Annotated in this window: 22 protein-coding genes; 15 read left to right on the forward strand and 7 right to left on the reverse strand. The window is 56.4% G+C overall.

Annotated elements, in window-relative coordinates; genetic code table 11:
- Positions 1-143 precede the first annotated feature (143 nt).
- The 4 genes from glnH to ybiO all read left to right on the forward strand — a co-directional run bounded on the left by glnH (position 144) and on the right by ybiO (position 4,699).
- Positions 144-890 carry a glutamine ABC transporter substrate-binding protein GlnH gene (gene glnH / locus OVA10_RS17755; protein WP_100777106.1) on the forward strand — a complete coding sequence of 249 codons (747 nt, stop codon included), beginning with the start codon at positions 144-146 and terminating at the stop codon, positions 888-890.
- Positions 891-968: 78 nt separating this feature from the next.
- Positions 969-1,628, forward strand: coding sequence for a glutamine ABC transporter permease GlnP (glnP, locus tag OVA10_RS17760; RefSeq protein ID WP_095281341.1), 660 nt, complete (start codon positions 969-971; stop codon positions 1,626-1,628).
- Positions 1,625-2,347, forward strand: a complete 723-nt coding sequence (gene glnQ / locus OVA10_RS17765; RefSeq protein WP_100777107.1) for a glutamine ABC transporter ATP-binding protein GlnQ — start codon at positions 1,625-1,627, stop codon at positions 2,345-2,347. The genes glnP and glnQ overlap by 4 nt, the downstream gene beginning before the upstream one ends.
- A 138-nt stretch (positions 2,348-2,485) precedes the next feature.
- Positions 2,486-4,699, forward strand: a complete 2,214-nt coding sequence (ybiO, locus tag OVA10_RS17770) for a mechanosensitive channel protein (protein ID WP_268196541.1) — start codon at positions 2,486-2,488, stop codon at positions 4,697-4,699.
- Positions 4,700-4,733: 34 nt separating this feature from the next.
- Here ybiO and rlmF read toward each other — a convergent pair whose 3' ends face one another.
- Positions 4,734-5,651 carry a 23S rRNA (adenine(1618)-N(6))-methyltransferase RlmF gene (gene rlmF, locus OVA10_RS17775; RefSeq protein WP_164971791.1) on the reverse strand — a complete coding sequence of 306 codons (918 nt, stop codon included), beginning with the start codon at positions 5,649-5,651 and terminating at the stop codon, positions 4,734-4,736.
- Positions 5,652-5,898: 247 nt separating this feature from the next.
- Between rlmF and mcbA the strand changes: the two genes are divergently transcribed.
- The 3 genes from mcbA (at position 5,899) to ybiJ (ending at position 7,100) form a co-directional block, all read left to right on the forward strand.
- Positions 5,899-6,165, forward strand: coding sequence for a DUF1471 family periplasmic protein McbA (gene mcbA / locus OVA10_RS17780; RefSeq protein WP_100777110.1), 267 nt, complete (start codon positions 5,899-5,901; stop codon positions 6,163-6,165).
- A gap of 122 nt (positions 6,166-6,287) precedes the next feature.
- Entirely contained in the window at positions 6,288-6,554 is a 267-nt protein-coding gene (locus OVA10_RS17785; protein ID WP_100777111.1) for a DksA/TraR family C4-type zinc finger protein, read from the forward strand.
- 285 nt (positions 6,555-6,839) lie between these two features.
- Positions 6,840-7,100 (forward strand): DUF1471 family protein YbiJ, encoded by a 261-nt coding sequence (gene ybiJ, locus OVA10_RS17790; protein ID WP_100777112.1) that lies wholly within the window; start codon positions 6,840-6,842, stop codon positions 7,098-7,100.
- 116 nt (positions 7,101-7,216) lie between these two features.
- Here the strand turns inward: ybiJ and ybiB are convergent, their stop codons facing one another.
- The 3 genes from ybiB to rhlE all read right to left on the reverse strand — a co-directional run bounded on the left by ybiB (position 7,217) and on the right by rhlE (position 11,918).
- Entirely contained in the window at positions 7,217-8,182 is a 966-nt protein-coding gene (gene ybiB / locus OVA10_RS17795; RefSeq protein ID WP_268196542.1) for a DNA-binding protein YbiB, read from the reverse strand.
- Positions 8,183-8,248: 66 nt separating this feature from the next.
- Positions 8,249-10,426, reverse strand: coding sequence for an ATP-dependent DNA helicase DinG (dinG, locus tag OVA10_RS17800; RefSeq protein ID WP_102105211.1), 2,178 nt, complete (start codon positions 10,424-10,426; stop codon positions 8,249-8,251).
- 97 nt (positions 10,427-10,523) lie between these two features.
- Positions 10,524-11,918, reverse strand: coding sequence for an ATP-dependent RNA helicase RhlE (gene rhlE / locus OVA10_RS17805; RefSeq protein ID WP_100777115.1), 1,395 nt, complete (start codon positions 11,916-11,918; stop codon positions 10,524-10,526).
- A gap of 232 nt (positions 11,919-12,150) precedes the next feature.
- Between rhlE and cecR the strand changes: the two genes are divergently transcribed.
- The 5 genes from cecR (at position 12,151) to OVA10_RS17830 (ending at position 17,878) form a co-directional block, all read left to right on the forward strand.
- The gene (cecR, locus tag OVA10_RS17810) at positions 12,151-12,828 is read left to right on the forward strand and encodes a transcriptional regulator CecR (protein ID WP_268196543.1); all 678 of its coding nucleotides are present in this window, start codon (positions 12,151-12,153) and stop codon (positions 12,826-12,828) included.
- Entirely contained in the window at positions 12,825-13,820 is a 996-nt protein-coding gene (hlyD, locus tag OVA10_RS17815) for a secretion protein HlyD (protein ID WP_100777117.1), read from the forward strand. Before cecR ends, hlyD begins: the two co-directional genes overlap by 4 nt.
- The gene (locus OVA10_RS17820; protein ID WP_129035316.1) at positions 13,813-15,552 is read left to right on the forward strand and encodes an ATP-binding cassette domain-containing protein; all 1,740 of its coding nucleotides are present in this window, start codon (positions 13,813-13,815) and stop codon (positions 15,550-15,552) included. The genes hlyD and OVA10_RS17820 overlap by 8 nt, the downstream gene beginning before the upstream one ends.
- Complete coding sequence (locus OVA10_RS17825; protein ID WP_100777119.1) at positions 15,542-16,675, forward strand: ABC transporter permease; 1,134 nt, start codon at positions 15,542-15,544, stop codon at positions 16,673-16,675. Before OVA10_RS17820 ends, OVA10_RS17825 begins: the two co-directional genes overlap by 11 nt.
- Before the next feature lie 96 nt (positions 16,676-16,771).
- Positions 16,772-17,878, forward strand: a complete 1,107-nt coding sequence (locus OVA10_RS17830) for an ABC transporter permease (protein ID WP_268196544.1) — start codon at positions 16,772-16,774, stop codon at positions 17,876-17,878.
- Here the strand turns inward: OVA10_RS17830 and OVA10_RS17835 are convergent.
- Positions 17,840-18,250 (reverse strand): YbhQ family protein, encoded by a 411-nt coding sequence (locus OVA10_RS17835; protein ID WP_100777121.1) that lies wholly within the window; start codon positions 18,248-18,250, stop codon positions 17,840-17,842. The two genes, OVA10_RS17830 and OVA10_RS17835, sit on opposite strands and share 39 nt — an antisense overlap.
- 133 nt (positions 18,251-18,383) lie before the next feature.
- Between OVA10_RS17835 and OVA10_RS17840 the strand changes: the two genes are divergently transcribed.
- Genes OVA10_RS17840 through OVA10_RS17850 form a run of 3 tightly spaced genes read left to right on the forward strand, consistent with a single transcriptional unit; the run spans position 18,384 to position 21,345 of the window.
- Entirely contained in the window at positions 18,384-19,145 is a 762-nt protein-coding gene (locus OVA10_RS17840) for an endonuclease/exonuclease/phosphatase family protein (protein ID WP_268196545.1), read from the forward strand.
- On the forward strand, positions 19,142-20,383 hold the full coding sequence (gene clsB / locus OVA10_RS17845; protein WP_100777123.1) for a cardiolipin synthase ClsB: 1,242 nt from the start codon (positions 19,142-19,144) through the stop codon (positions 20,381-20,383). The genes OVA10_RS17840 and clsB overlap by 4 nt, the downstream gene beginning before the upstream one ends.
- Complete coding sequence (locus tag OVA10_RS17850) at positions 20,383-21,345, forward strand: lysylphosphatidylglycerol synthase domain-containing protein (RefSeq protein WP_102105216.1); 963 nt, start codon at positions 20,383-20,385, stop codon at positions 21,343-21,345. Before clsB ends, OVA10_RS17850 begins: the two co-directional genes overlap by 1 nt.
- A 77-nt stretch (positions 21,346-21,422) precedes the next feature.
- On the opposite strand, the gene OVA10_RS17855 is transcribed toward OVA10_RS17850, so the two are convergent.
- Together OVA10_RS17855 and moaE are read right to left on the reverse strand one after the other, a co-directional pair.
- On the reverse strand, positions 21,423-22,130 hold the full coding sequence (locus tag OVA10_RS17855) for a Bax inhibitor-1/YccA family protein (RefSeq protein ID WP_100777125.1): 708 nt from the start codon (positions 22,128-22,130) through the stop codon (positions 21,423-21,425).
- 57 nt (positions 22,131-22,187) lie between these two features.
- A complete protein-coding gene (gene moaE, locus OVA10_RS17860) occupies positions 22,188-22,640 on the reverse strand; it encodes a molybdopterin synthase catalytic subunit MoaE (RefSeq protein ID WP_123429229.1) in 453 nt (150 codons plus the stop codon).
- Position 22,641 lies beyond the last annotated feature (1 nt).

A 22,641-nucleotide genomic window follows, 5' to 3' on the forward strand; every position in this document is an offset into this window, starting at 1 on the left:
AACAAAAGCGGTTTGCACCGTTTGCTGTGCAACACATGACATCATCCTCTTTGCAAAACAATGAGTTGCAATGTTGGCACGATTTTTTCATGTAGCCGTTTGTTCTCGCAGGGGATCGCCCCGTGGATATAAAAGGAAATGCTATGAAGTCTGTATTAAAAGTTTCACTGGCTGCACTTACCCTGGCTTTTGCCGTGTCCTCTCACGCTGCAGATAAAAAACTCATCGTCGCAACTGACACCGCCTTCGTCCCCTTTGAATTCAAACAGGGCGATCAGTATGTTGGTTTTGACGTCGATCTGTGGGCAGCTATCGCGAAGGAACTTAAACTTGATTACACCCTGAAGCCAATGGACTTCAGCGGTATCGTCCCTGCACTGCAAACCAAAAACGTTGACGTTGCGCTGGCAGGTATCACCATCACTGACGCACGTAAAAAAGCGATCGACTTCTCTGACGGCTACTACAAAAGCGGCCTGCTGGTGATGGTTAAGGCTGATAACAACGACGTGAAAAGCGTAAAAGATCTCGACGGCAAAGTGGTTGCAGTGAAAAGCGGCACCGGCTCTGTTGATTACGCGAAAGCCAACATCAAATCCAAAGACCTGCGTCAGTTCCCGAACATCGACAACGCTTACATGGAACTGGGCACCAACCGCGCTGACGCGGTACTGCACGACACGCCAAATATCCTGTACTTCATCAAAACTGCGGGCAACGGCAAATTCAAAGCGGTTGGCGAGTCTTTAGAAGCACAGCAGTACGGTATCGCCTTCCCGAAAGGCAGCGACGATCTGCGTACCAAAGTGAACGGCGCGCTGAAAACCCTGCGTGAAAACGGCACCTACAACGAAATCTACAAAAAATGGTTCGGCACTGAGCCAAAATAATTATTCTTAAAAGAAGAAGTACGCTCGGGGGCGACCTTTCGCCCCTGCTTTTTAGAACCACGGTAACAGGAAATTATCATGCAGTTTGACTGGAGCGCCATCTGGCCTGCCATTCCTCTCTTGCTTGAAGGCGCCAAAATGACCCTGTGGATTTCGGTCCTCGGTCTGGTTGGCGGGTTGTTTATCGGCCTCGTGGCTGGTTTCGCTCGCACCTACGGCGGCTGGATTGCAAACCATATCGCACTGGTTTTCATCGAAGTGATCCGCGGAACGCCTATCGTCGTTCAGGTCATGTTTATTTACTTCGCCCTGCCAATGGCTTTCACCGATCTGCGCATTGATCCGTTCAGCGCCGCTGTGGTGACCATTATGATCAACTCCGGCGCCTACATCGCGGAAATCACGCGCGGCGCGGTACTGTCGATTCATAAAGGCTTTAGCGAAGCGGGTCTGGCGCTGGGGCTGTCTCGTCGCGAAACCATCCGCCACGTGATCCTGCCGCTGGCGCTGCGCCGTATGCTGCCGCCGCTCGGTAACCAGTGGATCATCAGTATTAAAGACACCTCGCTGTTTATCGTAATTGGCGTGGCCGAGTTGACCCGTCAGGGCCAGGAGATCATTGCCGGTAACTTCCGTGCACTGGAAATCTGGAGTGCCGTGGCCGTTGTTTACCTGATTATTACGCTGCTGCTGAGCTTTGTTCTGCGTCGCCTTGAAAGAAGGATGAAAATCCTGTGATTGAATTTAAAAACGTCTCCAAGCATTTTGGGCCAACCCAGGTGCTGCATAACATCGATCTGGACATCAAACAGGGCGAAGTTGTCGTCATTATCGGGCCGTCAGGGTCCGGCAAATCGACGCTGCTGCGCTGCATTAACAAGCTTGAAGAGATCACCAGCGGCGATCTGATCGTTGATGGCCTGAAGGTCAACGACCCGAAAGTGGACGAGCGTCTGATTCGCCAGGAAGCCGGTATGGTGTTCCAGCAGTTCTACCTGTTCCCGCACCTGACGGCGCTGGAAAACGTGATGTTTGGTCCACAGCGCGTGCGCGGTGCCAATAAAGCGGCGGCTGAAAAGCTGGCAAAAGAACTGCTGGCGAAAGTCGGCCTTGCCGAGCGTGCCCACCACTATCCGTCCGAGCTTTCCGGCGGCCAGCAGCAGCGTGTGGCTATCGCCCGCGCGCTGGCTGTAAAACCGAAAATGATGCTGTTCGATGAGCCAACCTCCGCGCTCGACCCGGAACTGCGTCACGAAGTATTGAAGGTTATGCAGGATCTGGCGGAAGAAGGGATGACGATGGTCATCGTGACCCATGAAATCGGCTTTGCCGAGAAAGTGGCGTCCCGGCTGATTTTCATTGATAAAGGGCGTATTGCGGAAGACGGTAATCCGCAAGAGCTGATTGCTAACCCGCCTAGCCAGCGCCTGCAGGAATTCTTGCAGCACGTGTCGTAATCATCGCCGTTGCTTCACACCAGCCGGGCCGCTCTGTCGCCCGGCTTTTTTATGCCGGATTGTTCCCAAAAACTTCTCTCCCCCACCTGCCATCTATACTTATCATTTTGCTGAACATTTTCTTCATCGGAGGAAGCCGTGCCGTGGATCCTGCTGCTTTTGCTTTGCCTGTTCGGTGCACCCGCTCAGGCTGTCACCCTCCCGGGCGTTACCTCAGGCGCGTCTGCCTCTCAGTCGAGCACGCCTGCTGCGGAGCCGGACGTTGAGCAAAAGAAAGCTGCCTATGGCGCGCTGGCCGACGTGCTGGAGAATGACACCTCGCGCAAAGAACTGATCGACCAGCTGCGCACCGTCGCGAAAACGCCGCCGCAAGAGCCGGTCCCCAGCATTACGCCACCTGAAGTGACAAGCGAAAAAACCGTGCTGGAGAATGTGACTGACGTCAGCCGGCACTACGGCGAAGCCCTCTCCGCCCGCTTCGCACAGCTCTACCGCAACCTGATTGGCTCCCCGCACAAACCCTTTAACCCACAAACATTCAGCAACGCCGCCAGCCACTTCCTGATGCTGGCCGGGGCGATCTTCGCTTTTTACTGGCTGGCGAGGCTGTGCGCGTGGCCGCTGTACCGCAAAATGGGAGAGTGGGGACGCAGAAAAAACCGTGAGAAAAGCAGCTGGCTTCACTTGCCGCTCATGATTGCAGGCGCGTTCGTCATTGATTTACTGATTCTGGCCCTGACGCTGTTTGTGGGCCAGGTACTGAGCGATAACCTTAATGCTGGAAGCCAAACCATCGCCTTCCAGCAAAGCCTGTTCCTCAATGCCTTCGCCCTGATCGAGTTCTTCAAAGCCCTGTTGCGCCTGATATTTAGTCCGCGCGTGCCGGATTTACGCCCGTTCACCGTTAATGACGAAAGCGCCAAATACTGGGCGCTACGCCTGAGCATTCTAAGCGGTCTGATTGGCTACGGCCTGCTGGTCGCGGTGCCCATTATCTCGAATCAGGTCAACGTGCAAATTGGCGCCCTGGCAAACGTGCTGATTATGCTCGGAATTACCGTCTGGGCGCTGTATCTGATTTTTCATAATAAAAAGGCGATTACCAACGGGCTTTTGCACCTGGCGGACCGCTCGCTCTCATTCTTTAGCCTGTTTATCCGCGCGTTCGCGCTGGTGTGGCACTGGCTGGCGAGCGCCTATTTCATCGTGCTGTGCTTCTTCTCCCTGTTCGATCCGGGTAACAGCCTGAAATTTATGATGGGCGCCACCTTCCACAGCCTGGCGATTATCGGCATCGCGGCCTTTGTCTCCGGTCTGCTCTCGCGCTGGATTTCAAAAACCATCACCCTGTCCCCGCAGGTACAGCGAAATTATCCCGAACTGCAAAAACGGGTGAATGGCTGGATCTCCGCCTCCCTGAAAGTGGCGCGGATCCTGACCGTCTGCATCGCCGTGATGCTTCTGCTCAGCGCCTGGAGTCTGTTTGATTTCTGGAACTGGATGCACAACGGCGCGGGCGAAAAAACCGTGGATATTATAATTCGCATCGCACTGATTCTGTTCTTCTCGGCTATCGGCTGGACGCTGCTCGCCAGCCTGATTGAAAATCGGCTGGTGTCCGATATTCACGGCCGCCCGCTCCCCAGCGCCCGCGCACGCACGCTGTTGACCCTGTTTCGCAACGCACTGGCGGTGATCATCAGTACCATCACCATCATGATTGTGCTCTCTGAAATCGGCGTGAATATCGCTCCACTGCTGGCAGGTGCCGGTGCGCTGGGTCTGGCGATCTCCTTCGGGTCGCAAACCCTGGTGAAAGATATTATTACCGGGATCTTTATTCAGTTTGAGAACGGGATGAATACGGGCGATCTGGTCACGATTGGGCCGTTAACCGGCACCGTCGAGCGGATGTCGATTCGTTCCGTCGGAGTTCGCCAGGACACCGGCGCGTACCACATCATTCCGTGGTCATCGATTACCACCTTCGCCAACTTTGTGCGCGGTATCGGTTCGGTGGTGGCCAATTACGATGTGGATCGGCATGAGGATGCGGATAAAGCGAAACAGGCGCTGAAATCGGCGGTTGAAGAGCTTATGGAGATGGACGATATTCGCGGGCTGGTGATCGGTGAGCCGTCGTTTGCAGGGATTGTCGGGCTGACGAATACCGCCTTTACCCTGCGCGTTTCGTTCACCACCCAGCCGCTCAAGCAGTGGACGGTGCGGTTTGCCCTCGACAGCATGGTGAAGAAACACTTCGATATCGCCGACGTGCGACCGCCAGTGCAAACCTACCAGGTGCTCCCCGCGCCGGTGTCACCACTGCCGCCGCAGGAGCCAACCCTGTAGGCCCGGTCAGCCATGCGTCACCGGGCAACAGGCATCAGAATGGTCGGCGGCGTTTCGCGTCATCCATAAAGGACCAGGCGATAAAGCGGCTCTGCTTCTGTCCCTGGGCCATCTCTTTTTTCACCACTTTTACCGCGCCGACGTCTGTCAGTGCACGGTAGAGCGGCGGCAGGTTATCGCCGCGAGAAACCAGCGTCGTGAACCATTTCACCTGACGGCCAAACGGCTTACTTTCGGCGATCATTTTCTCGATAAAGGCCACTTCGCCCCCTTCGCACCACAGCTCGTGCTGCTGGCCGCCGAAGTTAAGCGCACCCTCTTCCGCCTGGCCGAGATTGCGGCGCTTACGCTCGCTACCGGCGCGGGCGGTGGCTGCCGAATCGTGGAACGGCGGATTACACATTGTGGCATCGTAGTTTTCATTCTTATGAATGATGCCGTTGAAAATCATGGAGGCATCTTTCTGGCGACGCAAACGGATGGCGCGGGTTAATCCCTCGTTACCATTGATGATCGCCTGGGCGCTGGCAAAGGCTTCCGGCCCCGTTTCACTGCCCGTAAAACGCCAGCCGTACTCATGCGCGCCAATCAGCGGGTAAATCAGGTTCGCGCCGGTTCCGATATCTAACACCGTCGCCTGTTTCGGGATCTCACCGCCATTGCCTTCTGCCAGTAAATCGGCGAGATGGTGGATATAATCCGCACGTCCCGGCACCGGTGGACAGAGAAAACCTTCCGGAATGTCCCACTGCGCAACGCCATAAAAATGGGCCAAAAGCGCCTTGTTCAGCGCCTTTACCGCCAGCGGGTCGGCAAAATTAACTGAGGGTTCACCCGCTGGGGTCTGCACGATAAATTCCTGCAGTTGAGGGCAGCTTTGACACAGGGCATTCATGTCGTAGCGGCTACGATGGCGGTTACGCGGGTGTAATCCCGGCTTTTGGGCAGTCATGGCATTCTCCTTTTCACAGCGGCGTAAGATACCCTCTGATGACCCAACGGTAAATAACTCTCTTTCTGGCACAACAAATCGCCAAAAATCAGCAACCTGTATGTCTATGATCTGTCAATAATTTGTCAATTTATATCGTTCAAAAAATAAGCAGATCACCATCAAATTTTTGCGCTAAATCACACTCCGTATGCTTCTAAACTTAATCTGAATCACCCATTGTCATTCAGATTCAGAGGATGTGATTATGAAAAAATACCTGACACTCATCGTTGTTGCCGGAGCCCTTGCAACCGCCTCGCTTCCCGCCTGGTCCGTTCAGCCGCTCACGACCGATAGCGATACCAGCCAGCTACGTCCTGCAGGGACAGTCTCCGCAACTGGCGCCGCGAATCTAGACGATCTTCAGCATAAGCTGGCTGAGAAAGCCCGCCAGGAAGGGGCTAAAGGGTTCGTTGTGGAATCCGCCAGCGGCGACAATCGTATGTTTGGCACAGCAACCATCTACAAATAGTCTCCCCGCCATCGAACTGCATCTGTTTAAAAAGATGCAGTTCTCTTTTCGCTTGTCTTGACTGTACGTTTTTTAACCCCATATTCATTCTATGAAGGTTTATCTTCCATCAGGAGAGAGCTATGGCTTCCGGTTGGGCAAATGACGATGCCGTGAACGAACAGATCAACAGTACAATTGAAGATGCTGTCGCGCGCGTTCGCGGTGAGATACCGCAGGGTGAAAGTCTGTATGAGTGTGAGGAGTGCGGGGAGATCATTCCCGAGGCGCGGCGTAAAGCCATGCCCGGCGTAAGGCTGTGCATCGCATGCCAGCAGAGTAAAGATTCAAAAAACACTTCACATTCAGGATATAATCGCAGAGGATCGAAAGATAGCCAGCTACGTTGACTCTTCTTTACCTTAAACGAAGCCGCAAGCGGTTACCTTTACGCTCACGGTTTTTTAAAGACCGCGTGGCAAAACGTGCCCTCTTTACTCCCTCTGTAAAGCGCAACGACAAGAACTGTAAAACGCTGCTCTGAATTTATTAATAATCAATAAGTTATTTGTCATTCAATTTTTTTGAGCAATGCTGTCAATTCTCTTCGATTTTATCTTTCGCAAAAAAACGTGATACTTATCACATCGACGGAACATCGTCCCCTTAACAGAATAACCTGCGAGAGATTAACTATGAAAACCATCAAATATGCTGTTGCCGCTGTTGCCCTGTCTGCTCTGTCATTTGGCGCGTTCGCTGCGGAATCTGTGACTTCTGCTCAGGCGCAGAACATGAATAAAATCGGTGTGGTGAGTGCTGAAGGCGCGACCACGCTGGATGGTCTGGAAGCAAAACTGGCTGAGAAAGCGTCTGCTGCGGGTGCAAGTGGTTACACCATCACTTCTGCTAACACCAACAACAAACTTAGCGGTACTGCGGTTATCTACAAATAACCCAACGAATTATGCTCCACGCTCGCTATACCCTCTGGCGAGTTGCTCCAACCCTCATTGACCCTGTTGTTGTTACCCTTTGTTTGCCCGTCCTCACCGGACGGGCTTTTTTTTGCCTAGAAAAACGCTGCCACGCGTTTAAGCCCAGCCTCAACGGAATCCGTCTCCCCCGTCGCCAGCAAACAGCACGCCATCTGTAGCTTCAGAGAGTGCGGAACCGGTTCGCTCCCGGCCAGACAACGCTCGGTCCAGCGGGCCGTGGTTTCAGCATCTTTTGCCGTCGGCAGAACGACGTCGCCTTCCGGCTCCTCACCGCGCTCCAGCACGACGCGCGTGCCCTGCTTGTCGATAAGCGTTATCTGCGGGCAGCGCTGCGGATTGGCATACACCTCGCCTTCGGTGCCGTGCATCAACAGCCCTTTACCGCCAATATCGGCGAAGAAGCCCGCCACGCGAGTGACATACTCCGGATGCGAGACGCTGGACAAGCGCAGCGCAGCATCTTCCTCAAACGGCGTCGCCAGTTTCGCCAGCGTATGAGCACTGTTACGCACGCCCATGCGCCAGCGCATATCCAGCTGTTTTTCGAGAGGGGGGCACAGCGCACTCACCGGAATATAGACCGGATGATGGCCTTCGAGTTTGGCCTGCGCCTGTCCCGCATGAAGCGTCGGCGCAATGCCCATTAATTCAAAAATGGTTTCAGTCAGCACGCGCGTGGGATCGGCGCTGACGCCGTGCACAACGACCGGGAAACCGAGTCTGTTCAGCAGCACCGCCAGCAGCGGCGTCAGGTTCGCCTGTTTGCGCGCGCCGTTATAGGTAGGAATGACAATCGGCATCGGTTTGGCGACAGGCGGCGTCAGGCGGAAGGTTTGCGCCTGCATCGCCTCATAAAACCCGCGCATCTCTGCTTCTCCTTCGCCTTTAATGCGCAGCGCAATCAGTATGCCGCCCATCTCCAGCTCCGGCACATCGCCGTTCAGCATGTGGGTGTAGAGCGCGCGAGCGGTTTCCTGGTCCAGATCGCGGGCATGATTCTTCCCGCGTCCTACCTCTTTGATAATTTTGCGATAATCCACGACATTTCTCCTGGCAACATCATTGACACACTATAGCCCTGAAAAAGCCATCAACGATAGTGTTGCTTATTTTCTGCCGGGACTTCGTCGTCTCGCTCCCGGCGCTTTTTTCCGCGCCGCCACCACGGTTGTTGGCCGCTTTGTCACTTCCGGTACGTCGGGTTGTTCGATCGGAAATACCGGTAAGGCGTTAAGCAGGCGCTGGCCGTAGTTTTTGGTCAGCAATCGTCGGTCATAAATGACGATTTCTCCCCAGCAGCCGTGGCTACGAATCAGTCGCCCCACCTGCTGAATCAGGTTGAATGACGCCGCAGGCAGGCTTTGCACCTCGAACGGATAGCGGTTGAGGCTTTTCAGCCACTCGCCTTCAGTGATCACCACCGGGCTGTCTATGGGCGGGAATGCGATTTTATGGATATGCACCTGCGTCAGGTAGTCGCCCTTCAAATCAAGCCCTTCCGCAAAGGACTGCAGGCCGATCAGCACGCTGCGCTCGCCGTTATCAATGCGTTTACGGTGGGTTTCCACCAGCCGGTAACGCGGCTGATCGCCCTGCACCAGCAGCAATAGGCGCAGGTCAGTGACATAGGTTAAAAACAGCTGCATCGCGCGATTACTGGCAAACAGCACCAGCATGCCGGGGTATTTCTTGCTTTCGACCTGCTCGCGGAAATAGGCGGCCATCTCGGCAATATGCTGCTCTTCATGTTCCATCAGCGGCTCATGCTGCATTTTCGGGATCACCAGTTTGCCCTGCTCGCAGTGGTTAAACGGGGAATCCAGCGAGACAAAGCGGTCGCCCGCTTTCTCTTTGAGACCGCTCATCTCCTGCAACCGCGAAAAGCTGTTCAGGGAACGTAGCGTCGCAGATGTGACCACCACGTGCGGCACGCTGCGCCAGATCAGCTTTTCCAGCTGATCGCTGACGCGGATCCCCACGCAGTGGAAGAAGAGGTGAATTTGCCCGTCTTTGGCTTCCCGCGTCGCCCATTTGGTCACCGGCGCGCCGGAGGCCTGCGCCATCGACGCCAGCCGCCACAGCTTACTTTGGCTCTCAAACATGCTCAATGCGCGATTCATCTGCAACAAAACGCGATGCACGCGCACAACGTCATGCGTCCCGGTTTTTTCACTGAGATCGTTGAGGAACATCTCCGCCAGACCGCGCAGCTTTTCCAGGTGCTTCGCCAGCTGCTTGCAGATCTCCATGATCTCATCCGGCAGCTCCCCCATCGCAAAACGATGCTCCGCTTCCTGGGTGGCCGGAAGATACAGATCGAGGATCGTGTTGAGTGAAGCGATAAGGGCGTAGATCTCTTCGCAGTGTGCGCTCAGCCGCTCAGGCACCGCCAGCGGCGGCGTGGTTTTGGGGCGGAACTGCTCCATGCAGGTGGCAATCAGCTTACAGAACAGATCGAGCTGCAGGCGAAACCACGGCGCGGTGATTTCCGCACTCATCTCCAGAGCATCGCGCGCCACGTCCGGCAGATGGTGTCCTTCGTCGAGAACCAGCAGCAGGTTTTTCGGATCGGGAAGGACCGATTCGCTCTCCAGCGCCGCCATCACCAGCGCATGGTTAGCCACCACCACTTCCGCCTCCTGGATTTCGCGACGTGCAACGAAGAACGGGCATTCACGGTAGTAATGGCAGTTGCGATTCAGGCAGCTGGCTTTATCAGTGCTCAGGCGACGCCACAGATCGTCGCTGATGGCTTTATCCGTGTGATCGCGCAGGCCGTCCCATTTATAGCCGTCGAGATCGACCTTCAGCGTTGCGCACAGCTCCTGCTCGGCTTTGTTATTCGGGGTGAGATCATCATCCAGAAACGCCAGCAAATCCTGCTGGGTCGCTTCGGTACTGGCAAGCCCCGCCAGATTGCGTGGGCACACGTAGCGCCCGCGTCCAAACGCGGCGGTGAACCGCAGCTCAGGAATAATTTTACGCAGCAGCGGTAAATCTTTGCTGTAGATCTGATCCTGCAATGCCACGTTGGCGGTGCTGACCACCAGCGTTTTTTGCTCTTCGCGGGCGATGGCGATGCCAGGAATTAAATAGGAAAGGGTTTTCCCGACGCCGGTGGGTGCTTCGATCGCCAGATGCCGCCCGTCGTCCCCGGCGAGCGTCTTCGCCACATCGGCAATCATCTGCCGCTGCGGGGCTCGGGGAATAAAGTCGGGGATCTGCTGTTGCAGCGCCTTATACCAGGCGGCAATTTGCGCTTTGAGCGCAGCGGTTAAAGCCATCGGGGAACCTGAAATACTGTATAAACAGCCACTATTGTGGCACGTTCGCGGGGTTGTCGCAAAAAGAAAAGCCCGGCGTTAGAGCCGGGCTTACAGATTACTGCGCGGAGGCAGGTTTACGCGGGCGGCGTCGGCGTTGGCCTTCACCTGCGGGTTTTGCTTCCCCGCTACGCCATGGATTTTCCCCGGCGGGTTTCGCGTCACCCGTACGGCGCGGCGGTTTGCCTGCCGCTTTTGGTGCGCCACCTTCTGAACGGCGCGGCTGCTGGCTTCGGCCACCACCGCCCTGTCCACGACCACCGCCGCCACCACGCTGCTGGCGACCGTTCTGAATCGGCTCCGCTTTGATGGAAGCATCCACTTCATAGCCTTCGAGGGCGATGCGTGGGATCTCTTTTTTCAGCAGACGTTCGATGTCATGCAGCAGTTTGTGTTCATCGACGCAAACCAGAGACAGCGCTTCACCGGTTGCCGCCGCACGGCCAGTACGGCCAATACGGTGAACATAATCTTCCGGAACGTTTGGCAGCTCATAGTTCACGACGTGCGGCAGCTCTTCGATATCGAGGCCACGCGCCGCGATATCCGTTGCCACCAGAACGCGAATGTCGCCCGATTTGAAATCGGCCAGCGCACGGGTACGCGCCCCCTGGCTCTTGTTGCCGTGGATGGCTGCACTGCGAATGCCATCTTTATTCAGCTGTTCCGCCAGGTGGTTGGCACCGTGTTTGGTACGGGTAAAGACCAGCACCTGCTGCCAGTTACCTTCGCCAATCATCTGGGACAGCAGTTCCCGCTTACGCTTCTTGTCGACGAAGTGAACGTGCTGGGTCACCTGCTCAGAGGCGGTGTTGCGACGTGCCACTTCGATTTCCAGCGGATTACGCAGCAGTTTTTCCGCCAGCCCTTTGATCTCGTCGGAGAAGGTCGCGGAGAACAGCAGGTTCTGACGACGTGCAGGCAGTTTCGCCAGCACGCGACGAATATCGTGGATAAAGCCCATATCCAGCATACGGTCCGCTTCATCCAGCACCAGGATTTCAACCTGATCCAGTTTGACCGCGTTTTGATGTTCCAGATCCAGCAGACGGCCCGGCGTGGCGACTAAAACGTCAACGCCGCTGCGCAGTTTCATCATCTGTGGATTAATGCTCACACCACCGAAAACCACCAGCGAACGGATGTCGAGGTAACGGCTGTATTCCCGGACGTTTTCGCCGATTTGCGCAGCGAGTTCACGGGTGGGGGTCAGAATCAGCGCACGGACCGGGCGACGGCCCTTCGCGTGAGGCTCTTTCTGAACCAGACGCTGCAGCAGTGGCAGGGTGAAGCCAGCCGTTTTACCGGTGCCGGTCTGGGCACTGGCCATCAGGTCACGGCCTTCCAGCACCGCAGGGATCGCCTGCTGCTGAATAGGGGTTGGCTCAACGTAGCCCTGCTCTGCAACAGCGCGCAGAATTTCCGGGTTCAGGCCAAGGGTATCAAAAGACATAAAAACTCCGAACCGCCCCGACCGTCACAGGTGTAGTTTTCAGGGAGATAAGACGAAACGAGTAGGACAAAAACCACAATGTCACGAAGCAGCGGAGTGTAGCAGATTTTGTGACATGGCGCATAAAATATCCCAGCGGGATTCATCAACAAAATATTGCTCCACCCGACTGGACAAGGTGAAAATTTAAACATAATCTTAATCAATCGATTGATTAATTTTTAATGACGCTATGAATCCAACTCCGACGACCACCAAAGGTGAACAGGCCAAAAGCCAGCTGATTGCCGCAGCACTTGCCCAGTTTGGCGAATATGGCCTGCACGCCACTACCCGCGATATCGCCGCGCAGGCCGGGCAAAACATTGCTGCCATTACCTACTATTTTGGTTCGAAGGAAGATTTGTATCTCGCATGCGCCCAGTGGATCGCCGATTTCATTGGCAGCCGTTTTCACGAACAGGTTGCCGCCGCCACCGCGCTGCTTAGCGAGCCGTCGCCGGATCGCGCCGCCATCCGCGCACTTATCCTGAACGCTTGCAACAATATGATCTCCCTGCTCACCCACGACGATACGCTGAATCTGAGTAAATTTATTTCGCGGGAGCAGCTCTCGCCCACCGCCGCCTACCAGCGGGTCCACGATCAGGTGATTGCCCCGATGCACACCCACCTGACGCAGCTGATTGCGGCCTACACCGGGCGCGACGCGAACGACACACAGACCATTTTGCATACCCATGCGCTACTCGGCGAAGTGCTCGCTTTTCGCCTGGGCCGGGAAACCATCCTGCTGCGCACGGGCTGGACACAATTTGATGAGGATAAATCCGCGCAGATCAGTCAGGTCATCACCTGTCATCTCGACCTGATCCTGCAAGGTTTAACGCAAAGGAGCCTGGAGTCATGAAAAAACCTGTCGTCGCCATACTGGCGGTGGTCGTTGTACTGGCAGCCGGGATCGGCGGCTGGCTGTGGTATCAGAGCCAGCAGGATCGCGGTCTTACGCTCTACGGCAACGTGGATATCCGCACGCTTAATATGAGCTTCCGCGTCGGAGGGCGGCTGGAATCTCTTACGGTGGACGAAGGCGATACCATCACCGCCGGGCAGACGCTGGGCCAGCTGGACAAAGCACCGTACGAAAATGCGCTGATGCAGGCCAAAGCCAGCGTGTCCGTTGCTCAGGCGCAATATGATCTGATGCTGGCGGGCTATCGCGATGAAGAAGTCGCGCAGGCCGCAGCCGCCGTTAAACAGGCACAGGCCGCGTTTGATTACGCGCAGAACTTCTACAACCGCCAGCAGGGGTTATGGAAAAGCCGCACCATTTCCGCAAACGATCTGGAAAACGCTCGCTCCTCGCGCGATCAGGCCCAGGCCACGCTGAAATCCGCCCAGGACAAATTAAGCCAGTACCGCACCGGTAACCGTCCGCAGGATATCGCCCAGGCAAAAGCCAGTCTCGAACAGGCTCAGGCACAGCTGGCGCAGGCGCAGTTGGATCTGCACGACACCACGCTGGTGTCCCCGTCCAACGGCACCCTGATGACCCGCGCCGTGGAGCCAGGCAGCATGTTAAGCGCGGGCAGCACCGTTCTGACGCTCTCCCTCACCCGCCCGGTATGGGTGCGCGCCTACATTGATGAACCAAATCTGAATCAGGCCCAGCCAGGGCGCGAGCTGCTGCTCTACACCGACGGGCGTCCCGATAAGCCCTATCACGGTAAAGTCGGGTTTGTCTCTCCGACCGCCGAGTTCACACCAAAAACCGTTGAAACCCCGGATCTGCGCACGGACCTCGTCTATCGCCTGCGCATTATTGTGACCGATGCTGACGACGCGCTGCGCCAGGGGATGCCTATCACGGTGAAATTCAACGATGGGGACCGACATGAATGATGCGGTTATCCAGCTCAATAATCTGGTGAAACGCTTTGCGGGCATGGATAAGCCCGCAGTAGCACCCCTTAATTGCACCCTGCAAAAAGGCTATGTCACCGGGCTGGTCGGCCCGGATGGCGCAGGAAAAACCACGCTGATGCGGATGCTCGCCGGATTGCTGAAACCCGACGAAGGTACGGCCTCAGTCCTCGGGCTGGACCCGATCAAAGACGACAGCGAACTGCATGCGATGCTCGGCTATATGCCGCAGAAATTTGGCCTGTACGAAGATCTGACGGTGATGGAAAACCTTAATCTGTATGCCGATCTGCGCAGCGTCACGGGCGAAACGCGGCAAAAAACCTTCGCCCGTTTGCTGGAGTTTACCTCGCTGGGGCCATTTACCGACCGGCTGGCCGGTAAGCTCTCCGGCGGCATGAAGCAAAAACTGGGGCTGGCCTGCACCCTGGTGGGCGAACCGAAAGTGTTATTGCTGGACGAACCCGGCGTTGGCGTGGACCCGATTTCTCGCCGCGAGCTGTGGCAGATGGTCCACGAACTGGCCGGTGACGGAATGCTGATCCTCTGGAGCACCTCGTATCTCGACGAGGCCGAACAGTGCCGCGACGTCCTGCTGATGAACGAAGGCGAACTGCTCTATCAGGGCGAGCCGACGGCGCTGACGCAGCAGATGTCCGGGCGCTGTTTTCTCCTGCACAGCCCCGATGAGACCAACCGCAAACTGTTGCAGCGGGTACTGAAATGTCCGCAGGTGAGCGACGGCATGATTCAGGGGCGTTCGGTGCGCGTGATCCTCAAAAAAGAGGCCACCGCCGACGATATCCGCCAGGCACAGGGCATGCCGCAAATTGAGATAGAAGAGACCGCCCCGCGCTTTGAGGATGCGTTTATCGACCTCCTTGGCGGCGCCAGCACCTCTGAGTCGCCGCTGGGGGCCATTCTTCATACGGTTGAGGGTACGCCCGGCGAGACGGTGATCGAAGCCAAATCCTTAACCAAAAAGTTCGGGGATTTCGCCGCGACGGATAACGTTAATTTCGCCGTGAAGCGCGGGGAAATTTTTGGTCTGCTCGGGCCGAACGGTGCAGGGAAATCGACCACCTTTAAAATGATGTGCGGCCTGCTGGTGCCCACCTCCGGTAAAGCGCTGGTGCTGGATATGGATCTGAAGGTCAGCTCCGGCAAAGCCCGTCAGCATCTGGGCTATATGGCGCAGAAATTCTCGCTCTACAGCAACCTGACCGTCGAACAAAATCTGCGCTTTTTCTCCGGGGTCTACGGCCTGCGCGGGCGGGCGCAAAGTGAAAAAATTGCCCGGATGAGCGATGCCTTTGGTCTTACCCACATCGCCTCACACGCCACCGACGAACTGCCGCTCGGATTTAAACAGCGGCTGGCGCTGGCCTGCTCCCTGATGCACGAGCCGGATATTCTGTTTCTCGATGAACCGACCTCCGGCGTCGATCCCCTCACCCGCCGTGAGTTCTGGCTGCACATTAACAGCATGGTGGAGAAAGGCGTCACGGTGATGGTGACGACCCACTTTATGGATGAAGCGGAGTATTGCGACCGCATCGGGCTGGTCTATCGCGGCAAGCTGATTGCCCACGGCACGCCGGACGATTTAAAAGCTCAGGCGGCCGACGACGAGCAGCCCGATCCCACCATGGAACAAGCGTTTATCACCCTGATTAACGACTGGGATAAGGAGCACGCCCATGAGCATTAAGGCGATTTCCTGGCGCCGGGTGCGTGCTCTGTGCGTCAAAGAGACGCGGCAGATCGTGCGCGACCCGAGCAGCTGGCTGATTGCGGTGGTGATCCCCCTGCTGTTGCTGTTTATCTTTGGCTACGGGATAAACCTCGACTCCAGCAAGCTGCGGGTGGGGATTTTACTGGAACAGCAGAGCGAAGAAGCGCTCGATTTCACCCATGCAATGACCGGCTCGCCTTACATCGACGCCACCATCAGCGATAACCGTGAGGCGCTGATCCAGAAGATGCAGGCCGGGAAAATTCGTGGGCTGGTGGTGATCCCCGTGGATTTTGCCGCCAATATGGCACGGGCAAATACCGATGCGCCGATTCAGGTGATCACCGACGGCAGTGAGCCAAACACCGCCAATTTTGTGCAGGGGTATGTCGAGGGAATCTGGCAGCTATGGCAGATGCAGCGAGCGGAAGATCGCGGCGAAAAGTTTGAGCCGCTGATCGACGTGCAAACCCGCTACTGGTTTAACCCTGCCGCCATCAGCCAGCATTTTATTATCCCCGGCGCAGTGACGATAATCATGACCGTCATCGGCGCGATCCTCACCTCGCTGGTGATTGCCCGCGAATGGGAGCGCGGCACCATGGAGGCCCTGCTCTCCACGGAAGTGACGCGCGTAGAACTGCTGCTGTGCAAGCTCATCCCCTATTATTTCCTCGGCATGCTGGCGATGCTGCTCTGTATGCTGGTGTCGGTGTTTATCCTTGAGGTGCCCTATCGCGGCTCGCTGATTCTCCTGTTCCTGATCACCAGCCTGTTTTTGCTCAGCACCCTGGGCATGGGTCTGCTGATTTCGACCATCACCCGCAACCAGTTTAACGCCGCACAGGTGGCGCTGAACGCGGCGTTTCTGCCGTCGATTATGCTGTCCGGGTTTATTTTCCAGATCGACAGTATGCCCGCCATTATCCGCGCGGTGACCTATATCATCCCGGCGCGCTACTTTGTGAACACGCTGCAAAGCCTGTTCCTGGCGGGGAATATTCCGGCGGTGTTGATCGTCAATATTCTGTTTTTGATGGCGTCGGCGGTGATGTTTATCGGCCTGACGTGGTTGAAAACGAAACGGCGACTGGATTAAACGCCGTCTAAAACATGCCCGGTAGAGAGGCTTGCCGGGCCGACGTGATTTTGTAGGTCGGGGTCGCGAAGCGCCACCCGACACGAGGATGACACGATGTTACATCGCTTATGGACATTAATTCGCAAAGAGCTGCAATCGCTGCTGCGTGAACCGCAAACCCGCGCGATCCTGATCCTGCCGGTGCTGATCCAGGTTCTGCTGTTTCCGTTTGCCGCGACGCTGGAAGTGACCAACGCCACCATCGCCGTCTACAACGAAGACAACGGCAAACATTCCGTGGAGCTGACCCAGCGTTTTGCCCGCGCCAAAGCTTTTACCCATGTGCTGCTGCTGAAAAGTCCGCAGGAGATCCAGCCCACCATCGACACGCAAAAGGCGCTGCTGCTGGTGCGTTTCCCGGCCGATTTTTCGCGTAACCTGGATAACGTCCAGACCGCGCCGATGCAGCTGATTCTCGACGGCCGCAACTCCAACAGTGCGCAAATTGCCGCCAACTACCTGCAGCAGGTCGTGAAGAATTACCAGCAGGAGCTGATGGAGGGGAAAGCCAGGCCGAATAACAGCGAGCTGGTGGTGCGCAACTGGTATAACCCGAACCTGGATTACAAATGGTTCGTGGTGCCGTCGCTTATTGCGATGATCACCACCATTGGGGTGATGATTGTGACGTCGCTCTCAGTCGCGCGCGAACGTGAACAAGGGACGCTGGATCAGCTGCTGGTTTCCCCGCTCGCCACCTGGCAGATCTTCGTCGGCAAAGCCGTGCCTGCGCTGATTGTCGCCACTTTCCAGGCCAGTATTGTGCTCGGGATCGGTATCTGGGCGTATCAAATTCCGTTTGCCGGATCGCTGGCGCTGTTTTACTTCACGATGCTGATTTACGGGCTGTCGCTGGTGGGATTCGGGCTGTTGATTTCGGCGCTCTGCTCAACGCAGCAGCAGGCGTTTATCGGGGTGTTTGTCTTTATGATGCCGGCGATTTTGCTCTCAGGGTATGTTTCGCCTGTCGAGAACATGCCGGTGTGGCTACAGGATCTGACGTGGGTGAATCCGATTCGGCACTTTACCGATATCACCAAGCAGATCTATCTGAAGGATGCGAGTCTGGATATTGTGTGGGGAAGTTTGTGGCCGCTACTGGTCATAGCGGCCACGACAGGCTCAGTGGCGTACGCGATGTTTAGACGCAATATCGCCTAGCTTTTTCTCTTTGGTCAGCAATGAGACCACTGCGGGTCCTGCCAGAATGACCAGGCCCGCCAGGGCCAGCAGCAGGTTGTTATGCAGCACCCGCGACAGCAGCCACAGGACGATTAACGCTGCACCAAAATACCAGGTGGTGGTGAGCTCTTCGAGCACATCACCCACTTCACGCCAGCGCGCGTCGTGGTGACGCTGTAAAAACAGCATCGACAGCACGGTCACGCCATACATCGCACATAATCCCAAGCCGACATGCACCAGCGTGCCGCTCTTCCAGCCCATTACCAGTACCGCCACGACCAGTAAATGCAACATTATCTGCCAGCAACTGAGGCCAGTTGCGACACGAACGCGTTGTTGCCACTTCATGGCTTCTCTCCTGAAGGATATTTCTCTGCTAGTTCAGAGTACCGCACTTTACGGAAAATTCCGTAACACCGCATCTTTTTGTGACGCCGACTACACTTTATTTTCATCAGGATAGTGACGCTGGCAGGAGCATATGACGCAAAAAAACCGGCATTTTTCGCTCAAAATTTTGACGATTAACACACACAAAGGCTTCACGGCATTTAACCGCCGCTTCATTTTACCCGAGCTGCGTGACGCGGTACGTACCGTCGGCGCGGATATCGTGTGCCTGCAGGAAGTGATGGGCGCGCACGATATTCACCCGCTGCACGTCGAGAACTGGCCGGACACCACCCACTACGAATTTCTGGCTGATACCATGTGGAGCGACTATGCCTATGGCCGCAACGCGGTCTACCCGGAAGGCCATCACGGCAACGCGGTGCTGTCGCGTTTTCCCATCGAACATTATGAAAATCACGATGTGTCGGTGGGAGAAAGTGAAAAACGCGGGCTGCTTTACTGCCGGATAAAACCGCCGGATCTGGCCTTTCCGGTTCACGTGGGCTGCGTGCATCTCGGCCTGCGGGAAGCGCACCGCCAGGCACAGCTGCAGATGATGACCCGCTGGGTCAATTCGCTGCCGGATAACGATCCGGTGGTTATCGCCGGTGATTTTAACGACTGGCGACAGCGCGCAAACCGCCCGCTGAAGGCCGATTCCGGGCTGGATGAGATTTTTACCCGGGCGCATGGCCGCCCGGCGCGCACTTTCCCGGTCAGTTTTCCTCTGCTGCGCCTGGATCGCATTTACGTCAAAAACGCCCACGCCAGCCATCCGAGCACCCTGGCGCTGCGCGGCTGGCGTCACCTGTCTGACCATGCCCCGTTAAGTGCGGAGATTCACTTATGAAAAGTTCATGGCGAGAAGGTAACCAAATTACGCTGCTGGAAAATGGCGATGAGTATTATCCCGCCGTTTTTGCTGCCCTCGATGCGGCAGAGCAAAAAGTTATTCTCGAAACTTTTATCTGGTTCGAGGACGACGTGGGCCGTCAGCTCCATCAGGCCGTGCTGCGCGCGGCTCAGCGCGGTGTCAAAGTCGAAGTGCTGCTCGACGGATACGGTTCGCCCGACCTCAGCGACAGCTTCGTCAACGAGCTGACCGCCGCAGGCGTGGTGTTCCGCTATTACGATCCGCGCCCGCCGCTCTTCGGCATGCGTACCAACGTCTTTCGCCGGATGCACCGCAAAATTGTGGTGGTGGATGGCAATGTCGCGTTCGTGGGCGGGATCAACTACTCCGACGAGCACATGTCCGACTACGGCCCGGAGGCGAAGCAGGATTATGCGGTGAAAGTCGAAGGCCCGGTGGTGCAGGATATCTTGCTCTTTGAGCTGGAAAACCTGCCGGGGCAGTCGGCGGTGCGCCGCTGGTGGAAACGCCATCATCGTCCGGAAGAAAACCGCCAGCCCGGGGAGGCGCAGGCGCTGTTTATCTGGCGCGATAACGACGAGCATCGGGACGATATTGAACGCCACTATCTGAAGATGCTCGCCAATGCGAAGCGCGAAGTGATCATCGCCAACGCCTATTTCTTCCCCGGCTACCGTCTGCTGCACGCCATGCGCAATGCCGCACGGCGTGGGGTGCGGGTCAAACTGATTGTACAGGGCGAGCCGGATATGCCGATTGTCACCGTCGGCGCGCGGCTGCTGTACGACTATCTGGTCAAAGGTGGCGTGCAGATTTACGAATATCGCCGCCGCCCGCTGCACGGAAAAGTGGCGCTGATGGACGATCACTGGGCGACCGTTGGCTCCAGCAATCTCGATCCCCTGAGCCTGTCCCTTAATCTGGAGGCTAATCTGATCATCCACGATCGCGCATTTAACCAGACTCTGCGCGACAATCTTACGGGCATTATCGCTCGCGATTGCGTGCGGGTGGATGATTCGATGGTGCCGAAACGCACCTGGTGGAATTTGACCAAAAGCGTGGTGGTGTTCCACTTCCTGCGCCACTTCCCGGCGCTGGTGGGCTGGCTGCCGGCTCACACGCCCAAGCTCGCTCTGGTGCCGGCGCCTGTTCAGCCGGAAATGGAGACCCAGGATCGGGTTGAAGCCGAAAACTCAGGGGTGAAACCGTAATGAGCAAATCACATCCGCGCTGGCGGCTGGCTAAACGCATTCTCACCTGGCTGTTTTTTATCGCTGTTGCCGTGCTGCTGGTGGTCTACGCGCAGAAAATTGACTGGGAAGAGGTGTGGAAAGTCATCCGCAACTACAACCGGCTGGTGCTGCTCAGCGCCGTCGGGCTGGTGATCGTCAGCTATCTGATTTACGGCTGCTACGACCTGTTGGGCCGCGCCTACTGCGGGCATAAGCTGGCGAAACGCCAGGTAATGCTGGTGTCGTTTATCTGCTACGCCTTTAACCTGACCCTCAGCACCTGGGTGGGCGGTATCGGCATGCGCTACCGCCTCTATTCGCGCCTCGGGCTACCGGGCAGTACCATCACGCGCATTTTCTCACTAAGCATCACCACCAACTGGCTCGGGTATATCCTGCTCGGCGGGGTGATTTTCACCATTGGCGTGGTGCAGCTTCCGGCCCACTGGTATATCGACGAAACGACGCTGCGGATTTTGGGCATCGTCCTGTTGCTGATCATCGCGGCGTATCTCTGGGCCTGCGCATTCGCTAAACGCCGTCATATGACCGTCAAAGGGCAGAAACTGGTGCTGCCGTCGTGGAAGTTCGCGCTGGTGCAGATGGTGATCTCCAGCGCTAACTGGATGGTGATGGGGGCCATTATCTGGCTGCTGATTGGCGAAGAGGTGAACTATTTCTTCGTGCTTGGCGTGCTGCTGGTGAGCAGTATAGCCGGAGTGATTGTCCACATTCCGGCCGGGATCGGGGTGTTAGAAGCGGTGTTTATTGCCCTGCTGGCGGGGGAACACGTGTCGCACGGCACGATTATCGCGGCGCTTCTGGCCTATCGAATGTTGTACTACTTCCTGCCGCTGGCACTGGCGACGGTCGGCTATTTGATTCTGGAGAGTCGGGCGAAAAAGCTGCGGGCGAAGAATGAGAAAGCGATGGCGAAATAACAAAATCCGTGTGGCGGTCCACTGACCAAACGACGAGTTGCATGCCCGGCAGGCGTAAACGCCGCCGGGCACAGCAATCAGCGGCGGTTACCGAAAATCCGCAGCAGCATCAGGAACAGGTTGATGAAGTCCAGATAGAGCGTTAACGCGCCAAGAATGGCGTATTTGCGCAGGTTACCGCTGTCACGCACGTCGATCTGCTCGCCGATGTTTTTCAGCTTCTGAGTGTCATACGCCGTCAGGCCGACAAACACAATCACCCCGATGTAGGTCACCGCCCACATCAGCGCTTCGCTTTTCAGCCAGAAGTTTACCAGCGACGCCAGCACAATCCCGATAAGCGCCATAAACAGCATGTTGCCGAAACCGCTCAAATCGCGTTTGGTGGTGTAGCCGTAAAGGCTCATGGCACCAAACATCCCACCGGCCACCACAAAGGTGCTGGCGATAGAGGAGTAGGTGTAGACGATAAAAATACTGGAGAGCGTCAGGCCGGTCAGCGCCGAATAGAGCATAAACAGCGTGGTCGCCATGCCCGCACTCAGCTTTTGCACCAGTCCGGAAAGCACAAACACCAGCGCCAGCTGGGCGATAATCAGCCCAAAGAAGGTGATTTTGCTGGAAAAGATAAACATCATCAGTTCGGGGGTATTGGCTGCGTACCACGCGATAAACGCGGTTAACAGCAGGCCGCAGGTCATCCAGCCGTACACCTGCGCCATATAAGTTTGCAGGCCGCTACGCGTCTGCTGAACGATTGAATCCGAACGTGGAAATCGGTCCATGATAACTCCTGATTAAGTGGGCACACCTTTTAAGATTAACACATCCGCGCCATCCGGTTACCAGCGGCTGGCAGCCTGCTTGTCGCTGTCACGCGATTCCACCCAGCGTTCCCCTTCCGGTGTGGCTTCACGCTTCCAGAACGGCGCGCGGGTTTTGAGATAATCCATAATAAATTCACCGGCATCGAACGCGCTACCGCGATGCGAGCTGGTGACGCCAACAAAGACAATCTCTTCGCCAGGCCACATTTCGCCGACGCGGTGAATCACCGTGACGCGACCAAGTGGCCAGCGCTGACGGGCCTCTTCCACGATAGTGGCAAGCGACTTTTCCGTCATCCCCGGATAATACTCGAGGGTCAGCGCGCTCACACTCTCCCCCAGATTATGGTTCCGGACTTTACCGGTAAATGTCACCACCGCGCCGTCTTCGTCGCGCTCGGCCAGCCAGCTGTATTCCGTGCCGACATTGAAGCGTTCCGGTCCAACAATAATCCGCGTGTCAGCCATG

Origin of the sequence: Lelliottia sp. SL45, from assembly GCF_026672535.1 — a bacterium.
GTDB classification, from domain to species: domain Bacteria; phylum Pseudomonadota; class Gammaproteobacteria; order Enterobacterales; family Enterobacteriaceae; genus Enterobacter; species Enterobacter nimipressuralis.

Excerpts from the sequence above, each read along its gene's own strand:
- mcbA (WP_100777110.1), top strand. The coding sequence starts at position 5,899 with ATGAAAAAATACCTGACACTCATCGTTGTTGCCGGAGCCCTTGCAACC.
- glnP (WP_095281341.1), top strand. The coding sequence starts at position 969 with ATGCAGTTTGACTGGAGCGCCATCTGGCCTGCCATTCCTCTCTTGCTT.
- rlmF (WP_164971791.1), bottom strand. The coding sequence starts at position 5,651 with ATGACTGCCCAAAAGCCGGGATTACACCCGCGTAACCGCCATCGTAGC.
- OVA10_RS17785 (WP_100777111.1), top strand. The coding sequence starts at position 6,288 with ATGGCTTCCGGTTGGGCAAATGACGATGCCGTGAACGAACAGATCAAC.
- dinG (WP_102105211.1), bottom strand. The coding sequence starts at position 10,426 with ATGGCTTTAACCGCTGCGCTCAAAGCGCAAATTGCCGCCTGGTATAAG.
- OVA10_RS17820 (WP_129035316.1), top strand. The coding sequence starts at position 13,813 with ATGAATGATGCGGTTATCCAGCTCAATAATCTGGTGAAACGCTTTGCG.
- moaE (WP_123429229.1), bottom strand. The coding sequence starts at position 22,640 with ATGGCTGACACGCGGATTATTGTTGGACCGGAACGCTTCAATGTCGGC.
- OVA10_RS17850 (WP_102105216.1), top strand. The coding sequence starts at position 20,383 with ATGAGCAAATCACATCCGCGCTGGCGGCTGGCTAAACGCATTCTCACC.
- OVA10_RS17825 (WP_100777119.1), top strand. The coding sequence starts at position 15,542 with ATGAGCATTAAGGCGATTTCCTGGCGCCGGGTGCGTGCTCTGTGCGTC.
- rhlE (WP_100777115.1), bottom strand. The coding sequence starts at position 11,918 with ATGTCTTTTGATACCCTTGGCCTGAACCCGGAAATTCTGCGCGCTGTT.
- OVA10_RS17855 (WP_100777125.1), bottom strand. The coding sequence starts at position 22,130 with ATGGACCGATTTCCACGTTCGGATTCAATCGTTCAGCAGACGCGTAGC.
- OVA10_RS17840 (WP_268196545.1), top strand. The coding sequence starts at position 18,384 with ATGACGCAAAAAAACCGGCATTTTTCGCTCAAAATTTTGACGATTAAC.
- glnH (WP_100777106.1), top strand. The coding sequence starts at position 144 with ATGAAGTCTGTATTAAAAGTTTCACTGGCTGCACTTACCCTGGCTTTT.
- OVA10_RS17830 (WP_268196544.1), top strand. The coding sequence starts at position 16,772 with ATGTTACATCGCTTATGGACATTAATTCGCAAAGAGCTGCAATCGCTG.
- hlyD (WP_100777117.1), top strand. The coding sequence starts at position 12,825 with ATGAAAAAACCTGTCGTCGCCATACTGGCGGTGGTCGTTGTACTGGCA.
- cecR (WP_268196543.1), top strand. The coding sequence starts at position 12,151 with ATGAATCCAACTCCGACGACCACCAAAGGTGAACAGGCCAAAAGCCAG.
- OVA10_RS17835 (WP_100777121.1), bottom strand. The coding sequence starts at position 18,250 with ATGAAGTGGCAACAACGCGTTCGTGTCGCAACTGGCCTCAGTTGCTGG.
- clsB (WP_100777123.1), top strand. The coding sequence starts at position 19,142 with ATGAAAAGTTCATGGCGAGAAGGTAACCAAATTACGCTGCTGGAAAAT.
- ybiJ (WP_100777112.1), top strand. The coding sequence starts at position 6,840 with ATGAAAACCATCAAATATGCTGTTGCCGCTGTTGCCCTGTCTGCTCTG.